The organism is Frigidibacter sp. MR17.14 (genome assembly GCF_037095735.1).
Lineage (GTDB): Bacteria > Pseudomonadota > Alphaproteobacteria > Rhodobacterales > Rhodobacteraceae > Frigidibacter.
In genome coordinates this window covers 292,497-306,840 of the sequence record NZ_JBAWKD010000004.1, presented here as the reverse complement: position 1 = coordinate 306,840, position 14,344 = coordinate 292,497, and the positions used below count along the sequence as shown (strand labels likewise).

Sequence of the window (14,344 nt, the reverse complement as noted above, 5' to 3'; positions counted from 1 at the left end):
CGTCCGCCTTCGGGGTAGACAATCGCCGATGGAATCGCAACGTCCAGAGCTTGGACAATCGGCAAAACCCGGCCGTCGCCCGCTTTTTCATCACAAGCGCGTGCTTTTGGGGCAGCGCCAAAATCGCTTGCCTGCAAACGATCCCCGGGAATCCCGCCGCCGCCCTGCCCTTGCCGCCCCGGCCCGGCTCGCCTAGACCGAAACCCGCAAGGGCCGAAGACGCCGGAAACCGGAGAGACCGACGCGATGACCGTCGCCGCCATCATCGTCGCCGCCGGGCGCGGCACCCGCGCCGGGGGCGAGGAACCCAAGCAATGGCAGCAGCTTGCCGGCCGCCCGGTGCTGGCCCACGCGCTCGGGGCCTTCACCGGCTGCGACCGTGTCCTTCTGGTGCTGCATCCCGATGACATGGCCCGCGGCGTCGCCGAATTCGGCGGCCGGGTCACGCTGATCGCGGGCGGCGCCACCCGCTCGGCCAGCGTCAGGAACGCGCTTCAGGCGCTGGAGGGCGCCGGGATCGACCGGGTGCTGATCCATGACGCCGCCCGCCCGCTGCTGCCGCCCGCCGTGATCGCACGGGTGCTGGCGGCGCTCGACACCCACGCGGGCGCCGCACCGGGGCTGCCGGTCGTCGATGCGCTCTGGCAGGCCGAGGACAGCCGGATCACCGGCACCCGCGACCGCGCCGGCCTCTGGCGCGCGCAGACGCCGCAGGGCTTCCGCTTCGACGCGATCCTCGCCGCCCACCGCGCCCATCCCGAAGGCGCCGACGACGACGTCGAACTCGCCCGCCGCGCCGGTCACGCGGTTGCCGTGGTCGAGGGGGCCGAGCAGAATTTCAAGATCACCTGGCCGGGCGACCTCGCCCGGGCCGAGGCCGAGATCAACAGGAGACAGTCCATGGGCTTCGACATCCGCCTGGGCAACGGCTACGACGTGCATGCCTTCACGACCGGCGACCACGTCGTCCTGTGCGGCGTGAAGGTGCCGCATGACAAGGCGCTGCTGGGCCATTCCGATGCCGATGTCGGCATGCATGCCCTGACCGACGCGATCTATGGCGCCTTGGCAGAAGGCGACATCGGCCGCCATTTCCCGCCCTCGGACCCGCAGTGGAAGGGCGCCGCGTCAGAGATCTTCCTGGCCCATGCCGCGAACCTTTCGCGCGCGAAAGGCTTCCGCATCGGCAACGTCGACGTCACGCTCGTCTGCGAACGCCCGAAGGTCGGCCCCCATGCCGCGGCGATGCAGGCGGAACTGGCGCGGATCCTGGGGATTGAGCCGGGGCGCGTCTCGGTGAAGGCCACGACCTCGGAACGGCTCGGCTTCACCGGCCGCGAGGAGGGCATCGCCGCCCTCGCCACCGCAACCCTGATCGGAGACTAGGCCATGGTCGAACGCGAAACCCTGGCCGAGAGGCTGGACCCGAACCAGCCCCGCAAGCTGCGCCGCGGCCCCTGGACGCTGCCGCTGGCACTGGTGACGGTGGGCGGCATCGGCTACCTGCGCCCGGCCTCGGGCACCTGGGCCTCGGCCGCGGCGATCCTGGTGGGCACCTTCCTGCATGTCATGGGCGGCTTCCCTCTGGTGGCGATCGCCACGGTCCTCGCCACCGGCCTCGGCTTCTGGGGCTGCCATGCCGTGCTGAAGGACCGCCCCGGCGAGGACCCCTCGGAAATCGTCATCGACGAGGTCGCGGGCCAGTGGATCGCCTTCGCAGCCGTCTCCTACGGGCTCTGGAGCCACGGCGTCACCAACCTGCCCTGGCCGGCTTGGGTCGCGCCCTTCCTTCTGTTCCGCCTCTTCGACATCTGGAAGCCGGGCTGGGTCGGCCGGGCCGACCGGCGCGGCGACGGCGCGGGGGTGATGCTCGACGACCTGATCGCCGGGGTCTTCGCGGCGCTGGGCTCGGTCGTGCTGGCCGGGATCTACCACGGGGTGATGGGGCTGTGAGCGGGGAACCCGCCACCCGGCTTCTGGCCCGCGCCCGTGCCGCCGGCGCCCGCATCGCCACCGCCGAAAGCTGCACCGGCGGGCTGATCGCCGGCGCGATCACCGAGGTGCCGGGCTCGTCCGACATCTTCGACCGCGGCTTCGTCACCTATTCCAACGCCGCCAAGATCGAGATGCTGGGCATCCGCCCCGAAACGCTCGAGGCGCATGGCGCGGTGTCCGAACAGATCGCGCGCGAGATGGCCGAGGGCGCGCTGGCCCGCTCGGGCGCGAGCCTCGCCGTCTCGGTCACCGGCATCGCCGGGCCCGGCGGGTCCGAGTTTAAGCCCGAGGGCCGCGTCTGCTTCGGCCTTGCTATGCGCGGCCGCGCCACCGTCGTCACCACCATCGAGTTCGGCCCCCGCGGCCGCTCGGCGGTGCGCGCGGCGACGGTCGCCCATGCGCTGGCGCTGCTGAACGCCGCGCTGCCCGACTGAAGTCTGCCCGACTGACGTCTGGCCGACCGACTTCTGGCCGACTGACTTCTGACCCACCGACACCGGAGACCGCCATGCCCGCCGCCTGGACGCGCCTTGCGCCCACCTTCCTCAGCCTGATGCGCATTGCCGTGGGGCTGATCCTGCTGAACTACGGCAGCATGAAGATCCTGCACTTCCCGGCCGCGAACCGGGTGCCACCGACCGGCTCGCTGCCCTGGATCGCGGGCTGTCTCGAACTGGTGCTGGGCGCGGCGCTGGTGCTGGGCTTCCAGACCCGCGTCGTGGCCTTCGTTCTGTCGGGGCTGATGGCGGCGGCCTATTACATCGCGCATTGGCCGCAGGGGATCTATCCGTCGCTGAACGGCGGCAGTGCCGCGGCCGCGATGTGCTTCGCGCTGCTCTACCTGTCCGCCGCCGGCCCGGGCCCGATCTCGATCGACCGGCGCTGATCCCGCGGATGACGTGAGGTCCGCGCCGGCAGACGCCCCATTGTGGACGCGCCGGCGCGCCTCTAGCGTTCGGCGGCCCTGCCCCCCTCGCGCCCCGGAGCCGATCCTGCCCGCCCCCCGCATCGCCCCCCGCCTTTCGGCCACCACCCGCGGCATCCTGACCATGGTGCTGGGGCTCGTGCTCTTCACGCTGATGGACGCGCTCGCCAAGCACCTGGGCGAGCGCTATCCAGCGCTGCAGGTGGTCTGGGCGCGCTACGCGGGCCAGACCGGGATGCTGCTGATCCTGCTGGCCCCGCGGCTGCGCACGGCGCTGCGCAGCGCGGTGCCCGGGCTGCAGGCCCTGCGCTCGCTCTGCCAGTTCGGATCGACCGCGATCTTCTTCCTGTCGCTGACCTATCTCGGGCTGGCCGAGGCCACCGCGATCTTCGACGTGAACCCGGTACTGATCACGTTGGGCGCCGCGCTGTTCCTGGGCGAGCGGTTGGGGCCGCGGCGCATCGCCGGCATCGTCGCCGCGCTGGTCGGCGCGATGATCATCATCCGCCCCGGTTCGGGCGTCTTCGCCCCCGCCTCGCTGCTGCCGCTGGCCGGGGCCTGCTGCTATGCCGCCTTCGCGCTGGTCACCCGCAAGGTCGGCACCCGCGACCCGCTCTGGACCTCGCTTCTGTACACCGGGCTGGTGGGCACGCTGGTCAGCACCGCGGTCCTGCCCTGGATCTGGGTGCCCATCGAGATGGACGACCTGCCGGGCTTCCTGGTCATCGGCCTGATCGGCGCCGCCGGTCAGCTCTTCGTGATCCGCGCCTTCTCGATCACCGAGGCCAGCGCCCTTGCCCCCTTCGGATATTGCTCGCTGATCCTCGCGACCTTCTGGGGCTGGATGTTCTGGGGACGGCTGCCCGACGGCTGGACGCTGGTCGGGATGGTTGTGATCGCCGGGGCCGGTCTCTATGTCTGGCACCGGGAAACCCGCACCCGCCCGACGGCATCGGCCGACGGCGGCGTATGAGGCCCTGCCCGACCCCGAAGCCCCCACCGCGCCCCGAACGCGCGCCGCGACACGACCCGAGATGACCGAGAAGACGCCAGAGCCACCGCCCGCCAGCCTCGCCGACAGGGTGAGCGATGCGGCCCTGCGCGCGCTGCTGGGCGTCGGACGGATGCTGCCCTACGGCTGGCGGGTGCCGCTGACCGGCTGGCTGACGGCGCGGGTGGTGGCGCCGCTGGCCGGCTGGCGGGCGCGGATCCGCGACAACCTCGCCCATGCCTGGCCCGACATCGACCGGGCCGAGCTGGACCGGCTGCTGACCGCGGTGCCCGACAACATCGGCCGCACCGTGGCCGAGCTGTATTCGGGGCGCGAATTCGTCGACCGGGTGCGGCCGATCCCGCTTGAGGGAGCCGGCGCGGAGGTGCTGGAAGCGGCGCGGGCCGCGAACCGCCCCGTGGTGCTGGTGACCGGGCATTTCGGCAATTACGACGTCGCCCGCGCGGCGCTGATCGCCAAGGGGTTCCGGGTCGGCGGCCTGTACAAGCCGATGAAGAACCGCCTGTTCGGCGCGCATTACCTGCGCGCGATCACCTCGCTGGGCGAGCCGCTGTTCCCGCGCGGCGCCAAGGGGCTGGCGGGGATGGTGAAGTTCCTGCGCTCGGGCGGGATGCTGGGCATCGTCGTCGACCAGCACATGATGCACGGCCTGCCGCTGCGCTTCTTCGGCCAGACCGCGATGACCGCGACCTCGGCCGCGGACCTCGCCCTGAAATACGACGCGCTGCTGGTGCCGATCTACGGCATCCGCCAGAAGGACGGGCTCAGCTTCCGCATCCAGGTCGAGGCGCCGATCCCGGCCTCGACCCCCGCCGAGATGACCCAGGCGCTGAACGACAGTCTCGAGACCGTCGTCCGCCAGCATCCCGAACAATGGTTCTGGGTGCATCGCCGCTGGAAGGGTCCGGACGGGAAGCGCGGCTGGAAGAAGATACTGGAATCAAGACGTTGATCCATCAACATCACTTTATACGTGAGGCTTATGGATCATCTGAACAACATCAGGCAACGCATTGATCAGGAGATGTTTTTCCCGATCAGTCGCGCCAGGAGGTCGATCTGTTCCTGCTGACGCAGCAGCATCGCCTTCAGATCCTCGTCCCGCATCCGATCCAGCTTTTCGTGCAGCGCCATGATCTCGATCTCGGCCTTCAGGTTGACCTCGTAGTCATGCGCGGCGTCGAGCCGGTCCTTCGCGGCCTGCCGGTTCTGGCTCATCATGATCACCGGGGCCTGCAGCGCGGCCAGCATCGACAGAAGCAGGTTCAGGAAGATGAAGGGATAGGGATCGGGCGCCGCCCGGTCCGCCAGCCAGTTGCCGCCGGTCCAGGCCACCAGCAGCCCGAGGAACAGCAGGATGAAGGTCCAGGATCCGCCGAAGGCCGCGACCCGGTCGGCGACGCGCTGGCCCAGCGTCGCATCGGCGTCGAACCGGGCGTTGGTGTCGCGCGCGATAGGACCGTGGCGGACGATATGCGCCAGAACCGCCTGCAGCGCGGGGGACAGCGGGCGGGACGCGGTCATGTGGGGAGCGGTAGAAGGATCGGTGTCGGACGGCATCGCGGGCTCCGGGGCTGGGTCGGCGGCAGGCTAGCCGCGGAACCGTTCGCCCGGAAGCCTCGGCGCAGTCTCAGTGGCGAAGTCTCGGCGCAGCCTCAGTGGCGAAGCCTCAGCGCAGAACCTCGGCCGCGACGACCGGGCCCGGCCCCGGCTCTTGCAGGATCACCACCGCCGCATCGCCACCCGCCGCCGGCAGGTCGAGCGCCAGAGGCTCCTGCCCGGCCCAGTCGGCGACCGGCTTCCAGTCGGTGACGATGTTCGAATAGCGGATCACCTTGCCGGCATTCTCGCCGGCCTCGATCGGCACCGTCTCTTGCGGGCGGTAGCGCACCAGCTGCACCTGCACCGGCTTGTCGAGCGGCGGGCGCGCCTCGGCCTTCACGCGGATCATGTCGCCCTCGCGGGTCAGCGTCAGGCGCACATGGCTGGGCTGGCTGCCGCGGCTGTCGACCAGATCGGTCAACTGCACGGGACGAAGCCCCACAAGCTGGTCCTGCCCGGCGATGATCATCTGCGGGGTATAGATCGCATGTTCCCCCGCGGCGCGGGCATAGGCCTTCTGCCGCTTGGTGTGGCCGGGGGTCGCGAACTTGTCCTTCCAACCGATGTAGTCCCAGTAGTCGACATGCAGCGCCAGCGCGATTACGTCGTCGCGGCTGGCGATCTGCGCCAGCAGCGCATCGGCGGGCGGACAGGCGGAACAGCCCTGCGAGGTGTAGAGCTCGATCACCACCGGATGGTATTCGACGATCGGCGCCTCGGCCGGGGTCTTGGCGGCGGCGGGCGGCATCAGGCTGAGCAGCGTGCGCCCCGGCCCTGCCGGCGCCACCGGCAGCGGCGTGGCGGTGAAGACGCCCTCGGCCCGCAGGCGGTTGCCCAGATCGGCCTCGGCGGTGGTGGGGTTCGACAGGTCGGCGGCGGATGCTGCGGGGACCGCGGCCGGCCCCGACTGCGTGGCACCAGGCCCCTGCGTCCCCGTTTCCTGCGCGCAGGCGATGCCGGAGGCCAGAGCGAACAGCCCAGCCAGGACGAGCGAGAGCCTGCCGTCTGCAGGAATCGTGCGGCGCATGTCTGGTCTTCCGGTTCCCTCAGTCCCGACCTAGCTACCGGCGAGGTCCGGGCTTGGCCAATCAAGGTTTTGAGAGTGCCGCGCCAGCCTGTCCAGCCCGCCGCGAAGCCGGTGCGCGCATCCCCCGCAAGGCGCGACCTTCCTGCAACGGCCGCCCGCGCCGCGGCCCCCGCCGCATACCCCGTCCCTTCGTGGCGGATTTTCGCATACAATGGCATACAAAAACCTGCCGAGCCCCTTGATTGCGACGCGGCGATGCGGCATGTCTCGGGCAGCCTCACCCCCGTCTTACGTGAAGGGAGCCGCCATGACCGTCGTCACCGGACAAGATACCGCCAAGACCCGCCGCACGCTTACTGCGGGCGGCAAGACCGTTGCCTATTACTCGATCCCCGCCGCCGAAGCCGCGGGCCTGGGCAACTTCTCGAAGCTGCCGGCCTCGCTGAAGGTCGTGCTGGAAAACATGCTGCGCTTCGAGGACGGTGGCTTCACCGTCTCGGTCGAGGACATCAAGGCCTTCGCCGAATGGGGCGCCAACGGCGGCAAGAACCCGCGCGAGATCGCCTATCGCCCGGCCCGCGTGCTGATGCAGGACTTCACCGGCGTTCCGGCCGTGGTCGACCTGGCCGCGATGCGCGACGGGATCAAGGCGCTGGGCGGTGACGCGCAGAAGATCAACCCGCTGAACCCGGTCGATCTGGTCATCGACCACTCGGTGATGATCGACGAGTTCGGAAACCCGCGCGCCTTCCAGAAGAACGTCGATCTGGAATACGAGCGCAACATCGAGCGCTACCAGTTCCTGAAATGGGGCCAGAACGCCTTCCAGAACTTCCGCGTGGTGCCGCCGGGCACCGGCATCTGCCACCAGGTGAACCTGGAATACCTCGCGCAGACGATCTGGACCGACACCGACCAGAACGGTGAAGAGGTCGCCTATCCGGACACGCTGGTCGGCACCGACAGCCACACCACCATGGTCAACGGCCTGGCCGTGCTGGGCTGGGGCGTGGGCGGGATCGAGGCCGAGGCCGCGATGCTGGGCCAGCCGGTTTCGATGCTGATCCCGGAAGTCGTCGGCTTCAAGCTGACCGGCAAGATGATGGAAGGCACCACCGCCACCGACCTCGTGCTGAAGGTCGTGCAGATGCTGCGCAAGCACGGCGTGGTGAACAAGTTCGTCGAATTCTACGGCGAAGGCCTTGACCACCTGCCGCTGGCCGACCGCGCGACGATCGCCAACATGGCCCCCGAATACGGCGCCACCTGCGGCTTCTTCCCGATCGACGGCGAAACGCTGCGCTACCTGCGCAACACCGGCCGCGACGAGGCCCGGATCGCGCTGGTCGAAGCCTATGCCAAGGAAAACGGCATGTGGCGCGGCGCGGATTACGAGCCGGTCTACACCTCGCACCTGCATCTGGACATGGGCGAGATCGTCCCGGCGATCTCGGGCCCGAAACGTCCGCAGGACTATGTCGCGCTGACCAACTCGGCCGCCGGCTTCTACAAGGTCGTCGCCGACTACCGCGGCATCGACGTGGACAACGGCGCGCAGGCGATGTCGGGCGAAGGCGGCGGCGTGGTCGCGGCCCCGGTCGATGCCCGCAAGACCGCCCCGGTCGAAGGCAAGGACTACACGATCCGCGACGGCTCGGTGGTGATCGCGGCGATCACCTCCTGCACCAACACCTCGAACCCCTATGTGATGATCGGCGCCGGCCTCGTCGCCCGCAAGGCGCGCGCGCTCGGCCTGACCCGCAAGCCCTGGGTGAAGACCTCGCTCGCCCCCGGGTCGCAGGTCGTCGGTGAATACCTCGCCGCCGCCAACCTGCAGGACGATCTCGACGCGCTCGGGTTCAACCTCGTGGGCTACGGCTGCACCACCTGCATCGGCAACTCGGGCCCGCTGGGCGATCCGGCGATCTCGAAGGCGATCAACGACAACGACCTGGTCGCCACCGCCGTGCTGTCGGGCAACCGCAACTTCGAGGGCCGCATCAGCCCCGACGTGCGCGCCAACTACCTGGCCTCGCCGCCGCTGGTCGTCGCCTATGCCATCGCCGGCGACATGAACATCGACCTGACCAAGGACCCGATCGGCCAGACCCCGGAAGGCAAGGATGTCTACCTCAAGGACATCTGGCCGACCTCGAAGGAGGTTTCGGACCTCGTCGAGGCGACGGTGACCCGCGAGGCGTTCCTGTCGAAATACGCCGATGTCTTCAAGGGCGACGAGAAGTGGCAGGCGGTGGAAACCACCGACTCCGAGACCTACGACTGGCCCGCGACCTCGACCTACATCCAGAACCCGCCCTATTTCAAAGGGATGGGCAAGGAGAAGGGCGCGATCTCGAACGTCGTGAACGCCAAGATCCTCGCGATCCTCGGCGACATGATCACCACCGACCACATCTCGCCCGCGGGCTCGTTCAAGCCGACCACCCCGGCCGGCAAGTACCTGACCGAGCGGCAGGTGGCGCCGAAGGATTTCAACTCCTACGGCTCGCGCCGCGGCAACCACGAGATCATGATGCGCGGCACCTTCGCCAACATCCGCATCAAGAACGAGATGCTGGACGGTGTCGAAGGCGGCTACACCAAGGGTCCGGACGGGGCGCAGACCTCGATCTTCGACGCCTCGATGGAATATCAGGCGGCCGGCACTCCGCTGGTCATCTTCGGCGGCATCGAATACGGCGCGGGCTCCAGCCGTGACTGGGCGGCCAAGGGCACCAACCTTCTGGGCGTCAAGGCCGTGATCGCGGAAAGCTTCGAGCGGATCCACCGCTCGAACCTGATCGGGATGGGCGTCATTCCCTTCGAGTTCACCGGCGGCATGACCCGCAAGGATCTGAACCTGAAGGGCGACGAGACCGTGACCATCGAAGGGCTCGAGGGCGACATCAAGCCGCTGTCGACCGTGCCCTGCACGATCACCTATGCCGACGGCAGCGTGAAGACGATCGAGATCAAGAGCCGCATCGATACCGCGGTCGAGATCGAATACCTCGAGAACGGCGGTGTGCTGCACTACGTGCTGCGCAACCTCGCCAAGGCCTGAACGGCCCGCTCGACCTGACGACGACGGCCCGGGGATCTCTCCGGGCCGTTTACTTTTCTGCTGGAGGATCCGCCCCGATGACCCCGACCGAGACGCTCCGCGACACCGTCCTTGCCGATTGGCAGGCCGTCGCCGCCCATCCCTTCACCCTCGCGCTGGCCGAGGGCAGCCTGCCCGCGGCCCGGATGGCGGCCTATCTGGTCGAGGATTACCGCTTCGTCGAGGAATTCGCGCGGCTCCTGGCGGCGGCGGTGGCGCTGGCGCCCGACATGGCCGCGCTGGTCCCCGGCGCGCAGTTCCTCGCGGTGATCACCGGGCCCGAGAACACCTATTTCCTGCGCAGCTTCGCGGCGCTCGGCGTGCCCGAAGCCGCCCATGCCGCGCCGCCCGCGCCCGAGACGGAAACCTTCCTCGCCCTGATGCGAGAGGCCCGCGCCTCGGGCCGGGCCGAGCGGATGCTGGCGGTGCTGGTCGTCGCGGAATGGAGCTACCTGAGCTGGGCCAGCCCCCATCACCCGGCCGACGCGGCGCTGCCGTTCTGGCTGGGCGAATGGATCACCCTGCACGCGGGTCCGGGCTTCGAGGCGGTCGTCGCGCATCTGCGCGGCCGGCTCGACGCGCTCTGGCCCGCGCTCTCGGCGGCGGACCAGGCCGCGGCCACCGACATGTTTGCCCGTGCTGTCCGCGCCGAGCGCGCCTTCTTCGACGCGGCCTGGCAGCGCTGGTCGCTGGAGCTGCCGGACCAGGTCTGAGCGGAAGGAGGGGGCGCTGCCCCCTCGGGCTTCGCCCTCACCCCCGGGATATTTGTGCCAGCAAGAAACATGCTTTCTCAATGGCTCAAATATCCCGGGGGAGCGCCGCCAGGCGCGGGGGCGGAGCCCCCTCTTACTGCCCCGCGACCGGGATCAGGTTGCCCTGCCGGAACTGGTAGAGCCAGGTCTCGGTCAGCGGCCCGCCCTCGAGCGAGAGATACATCCTGAGCTCGGCCATCTGCTCGGGCGGCAGTTCCAGATCGAAGATCGCGCGCCAGACGTTGCCGTTCGGCACCGGCTCGACGAGCGTGCCGCCGATGCGGCCGGCCGAGGTGGTGACCTCGACCTTCGGGAAGACGCCATAGGGGATGCGGGTCATCACCTCGGGGCGGTCGAACTCGACGGCGACCTTGTAGACCCCCGGCGGGCGCGGCAGGCCCGGCTGGCCGCCGCGGCCGACGCGGGTCGAGACGGTCTGGGCGATGTTCGTCGCCGGATAGGGCTCGTTGTCCTGCCAGAACACCCGGTAGTGCAGGTCGTAGCGGTTGCCCGCCTTCGCCGGCCCCTCGGGCACCCAGAAGGCGCCGATGTTGTCGTGGATCTCGTCGTTGGTCGGGATCTCGAGCAGCTGCACGGCACCGCGGCCAAGGGGCGCGATCGGCTCGACCCAGAGGCAGGGGCGGCGGTCGTAGAAGACGCCGTCGCGGTAGTGGTCGAAGTTGCGGTCGCGCTGCAGCAGGCCGAAGCCGCGCGGGTTCTCGTCCCCGAAGGCCGCGACCTGCGTGCCTGTCGGGTTGATCAGCGGACGCCAGATCCGCTCGCCGCTGCCGGTCCAGAGCGCGAGGCCGTCGCTGTCATGGACCTCGGGGCGCCAGTCGAAGGGCCGCTCGCGACCGTATTCGCCGTACCAGAACATCGAGGTGATCGGCATCAGCCCCAGCCGCGCCACGTCGCGGCGCAGGAACATCGCGCTTTCGATCTCCATGTTGACGCCCTTGGTCCGCTCCATCCCGCGCTGCAGGCGGAAGCGGAAGGCGCCGGTGATCGAAGGTCCGTCGAGCAGGGCGCAGACCGTCACCGGCGCCTCGCTGTCGCCGGTCTCCTCGATGTAGAACTCGGTGAAGGCCGGGAATTCCTCGGGGCGGTCGGGCATCGCCGCGTCGATCACCACGCCGCGGGCCGACAGGCCATACTGCCCAGAGGCGCCGATCGCGCGGAAGTAGCTGGCGCCGAGGAAGGCCACCCAGTCCTGCGTCGGCCAGTCGGGCGAATAGACCGCCTCCTGCAGGCGGAACCCGGCGAAGCCCGCATCGCGCGGCAGCTTGCGCGCGATGCTGTCGGCCGGCATGTCGAACAGCTCGGGGTCATAGGCCACTTCCGAGGCCTGGCCGTCCTTCACCAGGAACATCCGCACCCGGTTCTGGAAATATTGGCCCAGATGGAAGAAGGTCACCGGATAGGCGCCGTCGCCCTTGGAATAGGGCGCGCGGTCGGTGCGGAAGCGGATCTCGCCCCAGGTCTGGTAGTCGATGACGGCGGTCACCTCGGGCATCGGGCGGTAGGGCGCCTGATACTCGGCCCGCGCCATCGCCTCGGCCCGGGCGGTCAGCTCTTCGAAGCGGAAGGGCTGCGGCGCGGTGGCCTGCGCGAAGGCCATGCGGGGCAGCGCGCCCGCCATGGCCACGAGGGCCGTCTGCGCCAAAAGGTTGCGTCTGGTGATCGTCATCCTGCACTCCGGCACGAGATGGAAACAGCGGGCCCAGAGCTAAGCGATCGTCGCGTCGGATCACAGGGTGAAAATGCCGCGCGCGCGAGAACCTGCCGCTTTGCGCAGGCATGCCACGCTTTGCGAAGGCGCCCGCCTAGCGCGCTGCGCATCCCGTGCAAGGCGGTCTGCCGAAAAACACGATCTTCGGATCGTGACAGCGGGACGACAAGCGCCTAAATAGCAGCACACTCCCCTGCCTTTGCCCCCGGATTCGGAGGACCTGCCGATGAACCCCTTCCTGAGCAACCCGTTCGACGACGACAAGCTGAAGGAGGAATGCGGGGTCTTCGGCGTCATCGGCGTCGCGGACGCCGCCAGTTTCACCGCGCTCGGCATGCATGCGCTGCAGCATCGCGGGCAAGAGGCCGGCGGCATCGTCAGCTACGAACCCGAGAGCGGCTTCAACTCGGCCCGCCGCTTCGGCTATGTGCGCGACAACTTCACCTCGCGCTCGGTGATGGACACCCTGCCCGGCGCGCTGGCGATCGGCCATGTGCGCTATTCCACCGCCGGCTCGAAGGGCGCGACGCAGATCCGCGACGTGCAGCCCTTCTTCGGCGAATTCTCGGCCGGCGGCGCTGCCATCGCGCATAACGGCAACCTGACCAATGCCGCGGCCCTGCGCCGCGAGCTGATCGAGCGCGGCTCGATCTTCCAGTCCGGCTCGGACAGCGAATGCATCATCCACCTGATGGCGCGCTCGATCCAGCGCTCGGTGCCCGAGCGGATGAAGGATGCGCTGCGCCGGGTCGAGGGGGCGTTCTCGGTCATCGCGATGACCCGCACCAAGCTGATCGGCGTGCGCGACGCGCTGGGCGTGCGGCCGCTGGTGCTGGGCCGGATCGGGCCTGAAGGCTCGGGCGCCTATGCGCTGTCGTCCGAGACCTGCGCGCTCGACATCGTCGGCGCCGAGTTCATCCGTGAGATCGAGCCCGGCGAGATGGTCGTGATCGAACACGGCCGCATCGAAAGCTCGCGCCCCTTCGGCCCCGCCACCAAGGGCCGGTTCTGCATCTTCGAACAAGTCTATTTCTCGCGCCCCGACTCGATCCTTGGCGGTCGCTCGGTCTACGAGACCCGGCGCCAGATCGGGGTCGAGCTCGCGCGCGAGGCGCCGGTCGAGGCCGATCTCGTCTGCCCGGTGCCGGATTCAGGGACCCCCGCCGCGATCGGCTACAGCCAGGAATCGGGCATCCCCTATGCGATGGGGATCATCCGCAACCAGTACATGGGCCGGACCTTCATCGAGCCGACGGAAAGCATCCGCAACATGGGCGTGCGGCTGAAGCTGAACGTCAACCGCGCGCTCATTCGCGGCAAGCGGGTGATCCTGGTCGATGACTCGGTCGTGCGCGGCACCACCTCGCGCAAGATCAAGGACATGATCCTGGATGCCGGCGCGGCCGAGGTGCATTTCCGCATCGCCTCGCCGCCCACCGCCTGGCCCTGCTTCTACGGCGTCGACACGCCCGACCGCGACAAGCTGCTGGCGGCGAAGATGACCGAGGAAGAGATGCGCGACTGGATCGGCGTCGACAGCCTCAAGTTCATCTCGCTCGACGGGCTCTACCGTGCCGCCGGCGAGGCCGAGGGCCGCAACCGCGCCAACCCGCAGTTCTGCGATGCCTGCTTCTCTGGCGAATACCCTGTCGCCCCGGCCGACATGCTGGAGAAGGGGTTCCAGATGAAGACCGCCGCCGAGTGAGCGATACGGGTCCGACGACCCGGCCGGCCCGGTCCGCCGCGATCAGGTTCCGGCCGCACCATTTTCTGTGTGCGGTCGGCTATCGCGGCAAGGGCTATTCCCCCGACTTCACCGCCAACATGACCGCCGTCGTCATGGGCCGCCTGCGCGCGCCCGGCGGCGGCGGCGAGATGCTCGAGGTGATCGCTGCGGCGGACGACCTCTGCGGTCCCTGCCCCTCGCGCGAGGGCGCGGGCTGCGTCTCGGGCGCGAAGATCGCGCGGCTTGATGCCTCGCATGCCCAGGCGCTGGACCTGCTGCCGGGCGACCGGCTCAGCTGGGCCGCGGCGCAGGCGCGGATCCGCGAACGCGTGATGCCCGGAGATCTGGCGCGGGTCTGCGCGGGCTGCAGCTGGCTTGCCTATGGCATGTGCGAAGAGGCGCTGGCCGCGCTGCATGCCGCGGAAGCGGAGCCGGAAACGCAAGACGCCGCCCGGTGAGGGGCGGCGTCGGGT

13 protein-coding genes are annotated in these 14,344 nt (G+C 69.3%); 10 read left to right on the top strand and 3 right to left on the bottom strand.

Annotation, left to right across the window (positions count from 1 at the left end):
- The first annotated feature begins 246 nt into the window (after positions 1-246).
- From V8J36_RS13665 to V8J36_RS13640, 6 genes are all read left to right on the top strand, one after another.
- Positions 247-1,386, top strand: a complete 1,140-nt coding sequence (locus V8J36_RS13665) for a bifunctional 2-C-methyl-D-erythritol 4-phosphate cytidylyltransferase/2-C-methyl-D-erythritol 2,4-cyclodiphosphate synthase (RefSeq protein WP_336467848.1) — start codon at positions 247-249, stop codon at positions 1,384-1,386.
- 3 nt (positions 1,387-1,389) lie between these two features.
- A complete protein-coding gene (locus V8J36_RS13660; RefSeq protein WP_336467847.1) occupies positions 1,390-1,953 on the top strand; it encodes a phosphatidylglycerophosphatase A family protein in 564 nt (187 codons plus the stop codon).
- Positions 1,950-2,429, top strand: a complete 480-nt coding sequence (locus V8J36_RS13655) for a CinA family protein (RefSeq protein ID WP_336467846.1) — start codon at positions 1,950-1,952, stop codon at positions 2,427-2,429. The genes V8J36_RS13660 and V8J36_RS13655 overlap by 4 nt, the downstream gene beginning before the upstream one ends.
- Positions 2,430-2,503: 74 nt before the next feature.
- The gene (locus V8J36_RS13650; RefSeq protein WP_336467845.1) at positions 2,504-2,881 is read left to right on the top strand and encodes a DoxX family protein; all 378 of its coding nucleotides are present in this window, start codon (positions 2,504-2,506) and stop codon (positions 2,879-2,881) included.
- Between the two features lie 163 nt (positions 2,882-3,044).
- Positions 3,045-3,893 carry a DMT family transporter gene (locus V8J36_RS13645; protein WP_336467844.1) on the top strand — a complete coding sequence of 283 codons (849 nt, stop codon included), beginning with the start codon at positions 3,045-3,047 and terminating at the stop codon, positions 3,891-3,893.
- Between the two features lie 61 nt (positions 3,894-3,954).
- Positions 3,955-4,884 (top strand): lysophospholipid acyltransferase family protein, encoded by a 930-nt coding sequence (locus tag V8J36_RS13640; RefSeq protein ID WP_336467843.1) that lies wholly within the window; start codon positions 3,955-3,957, stop codon positions 4,882-4,884.
- 65 nt (positions 4,885-4,949) lie between these two features.
- Here the strand turns inward: V8J36_RS13640 and V8J36_RS13635 are convergent, their stop codons facing one another.
- Together V8J36_RS13635 and V8J36_RS13630 are read right to left on the bottom strand one after the other, a co-directional pair.
- Positions 4,950-5,456 carry a DUF1003 domain-containing protein gene (locus V8J36_RS13635; RefSeq protein ID WP_336467842.1) on the bottom strand — a complete coding sequence of 169 codons (507 nt, stop codon included), beginning with the start codon at positions 5,454-5,456 and terminating at the stop codon, positions 4,950-4,952.
- Positions 5,457-5,601: 145 nt separating this feature from the next.
- Entirely contained in the window at positions 5,602-6,561 is a 960-nt protein-coding gene (locus V8J36_RS13630; protein WP_336467841.1) for a DUF1223 domain-containing protein, read from the bottom strand.
- Positions 6,562-6,868: 307 nt separating this feature from the next.
- Here V8J36_RS13630 and acnA point away from each other — a divergent pair, with 307 nt between their 5' ends.
- Positions 6,869-9,625: an aconitate hydratase AcnA gene (acnA, locus tag V8J36_RS13625; RefSeq protein WP_336467840.1), complete on the top strand. Its 2,757-nt coding sequence runs from the start codon at positions 6,869-6,871 to the stop codon at positions 9,623-9,625.
- Between the two features lie 77 nt (positions 9,626-9,702).
- Positions 9,703-10,377 carry a TenA family protein gene (locus tag V8J36_RS13620; protein ID WP_336467839.1) on the top strand — a complete coding sequence of 225 codons (675 nt, stop codon included), beginning with the start codon at positions 9,703-9,705 and terminating at the stop codon, positions 10,375-10,377.
- Positions 10,378-10,510: 133 nt separating this feature from the next.
- Here the strand turns inward: V8J36_RS13620 and V8J36_RS13615 are convergent, their stop codons facing one another.
- Positions 10,511-12,103, bottom strand: a complete 1,593-nt coding sequence (locus V8J36_RS13615; protein WP_336467838.1) for a glucan biosynthesis protein — start codon at positions 12,101-12,103, stop codon at positions 10,511-10,513.
- A 268-nt stretch (positions 12,104-12,371) separates the two neighbouring features.
- Between V8J36_RS13615 and purF the strand changes: the two genes are divergently transcribed.
- Together purF and V8J36_RS13605 are read left to right on the top strand one after the other, a co-directional pair.
- Entirely contained in the window at positions 12,372-13,850 is a 1,479-nt protein-coding gene (purF, locus tag V8J36_RS13610) for an amidophosphoribosyltransferase (protein ID WP_336467837.1), read from the top strand.
- A complete protein-coding gene (locus V8J36_RS13605; RefSeq protein WP_336467836.1) occupies positions 13,847-14,329 on the top strand; it encodes a DUF1284 domain-containing protein in 483 nt (160 codons plus the stop codon). The genes purF and V8J36_RS13605 overlap by 4 nt, the downstream gene beginning before the upstream one ends.
- Positions 14,330-14,344 lie beyond the last annotated feature (15 nt).

Coding starts and splice junctions, on each gene's coding strand:
- V8J36_RS13620 (WP_336467839.1), top strand. CDS start 9,703: ATGACCCCGACCGAGACGCTCCGCGACACCGTCCTTGCCGATTGGCAG.
- V8J36_RS13630 (WP_336467841.1), bottom strand. CDS start 6,561: ATGCGCCGCACGATTCCTGCAGACGGCAGGCTCTCGCTCGTCCTGGCT.
- V8J36_RS13615 (WP_336467838.1), bottom strand. CDS start 12,103: ATGACGATCACCAGACGCAACCTTTTGGCGCAGACGGCCCTCGTGGCC.
- V8J36_RS13635 (WP_336467842.1), bottom strand. CDS start 5,456: ATGACCGCGTCCCGCCCGCTGTCCCCCGCGCTGCAGGCGGTTCTGGCG.
- V8J36_RS13665 (WP_336467848.1), top strand. CDS start 247: ATGACCGTCGCCGCCATCATCGTCGCCGCCGGGCGCGGCACCCGCGCC.
- V8J36_RS13645 (WP_336467844.1), top strand. CDS start 3,045: ATGGTGCTGGGGCTCGTGCTCTTCACGCTGATGGACGCGCTCGCCAAG.
- acnA (WP_336467840.1), top strand. CDS start 6,869: ATGACCGTCGTCACCGGACAAGATACCGCCAAGACCCGCCGCACGCTT.
- purF (WP_336467837.1), top strand. CDS start 12,372: ATGAACCCCTTCCTGAGCAACCCGTTCGACGACGACAAGCTGAAGGAG.
- V8J36_RS13650 (WP_336467845.1), top strand. CDS start 2,504: ATGCCCGCCGCCTGGACGCGCCTTGCGCCCACCTTCCTCAGCCTGATG.
- V8J36_RS13640 (WP_336467843.1), top strand. CDS start 3,955: ATGACCGAGAAGACGCCAGAGCCACCGCCCGCCAGCCTCGCCGACAGG.
- V8J36_RS13660 (WP_336467847.1), top strand. CDS start 1,390: ATGGTCGAACGCGAAACCCTGGCCGAGAGGCTGGACCCGAACCAGCCC.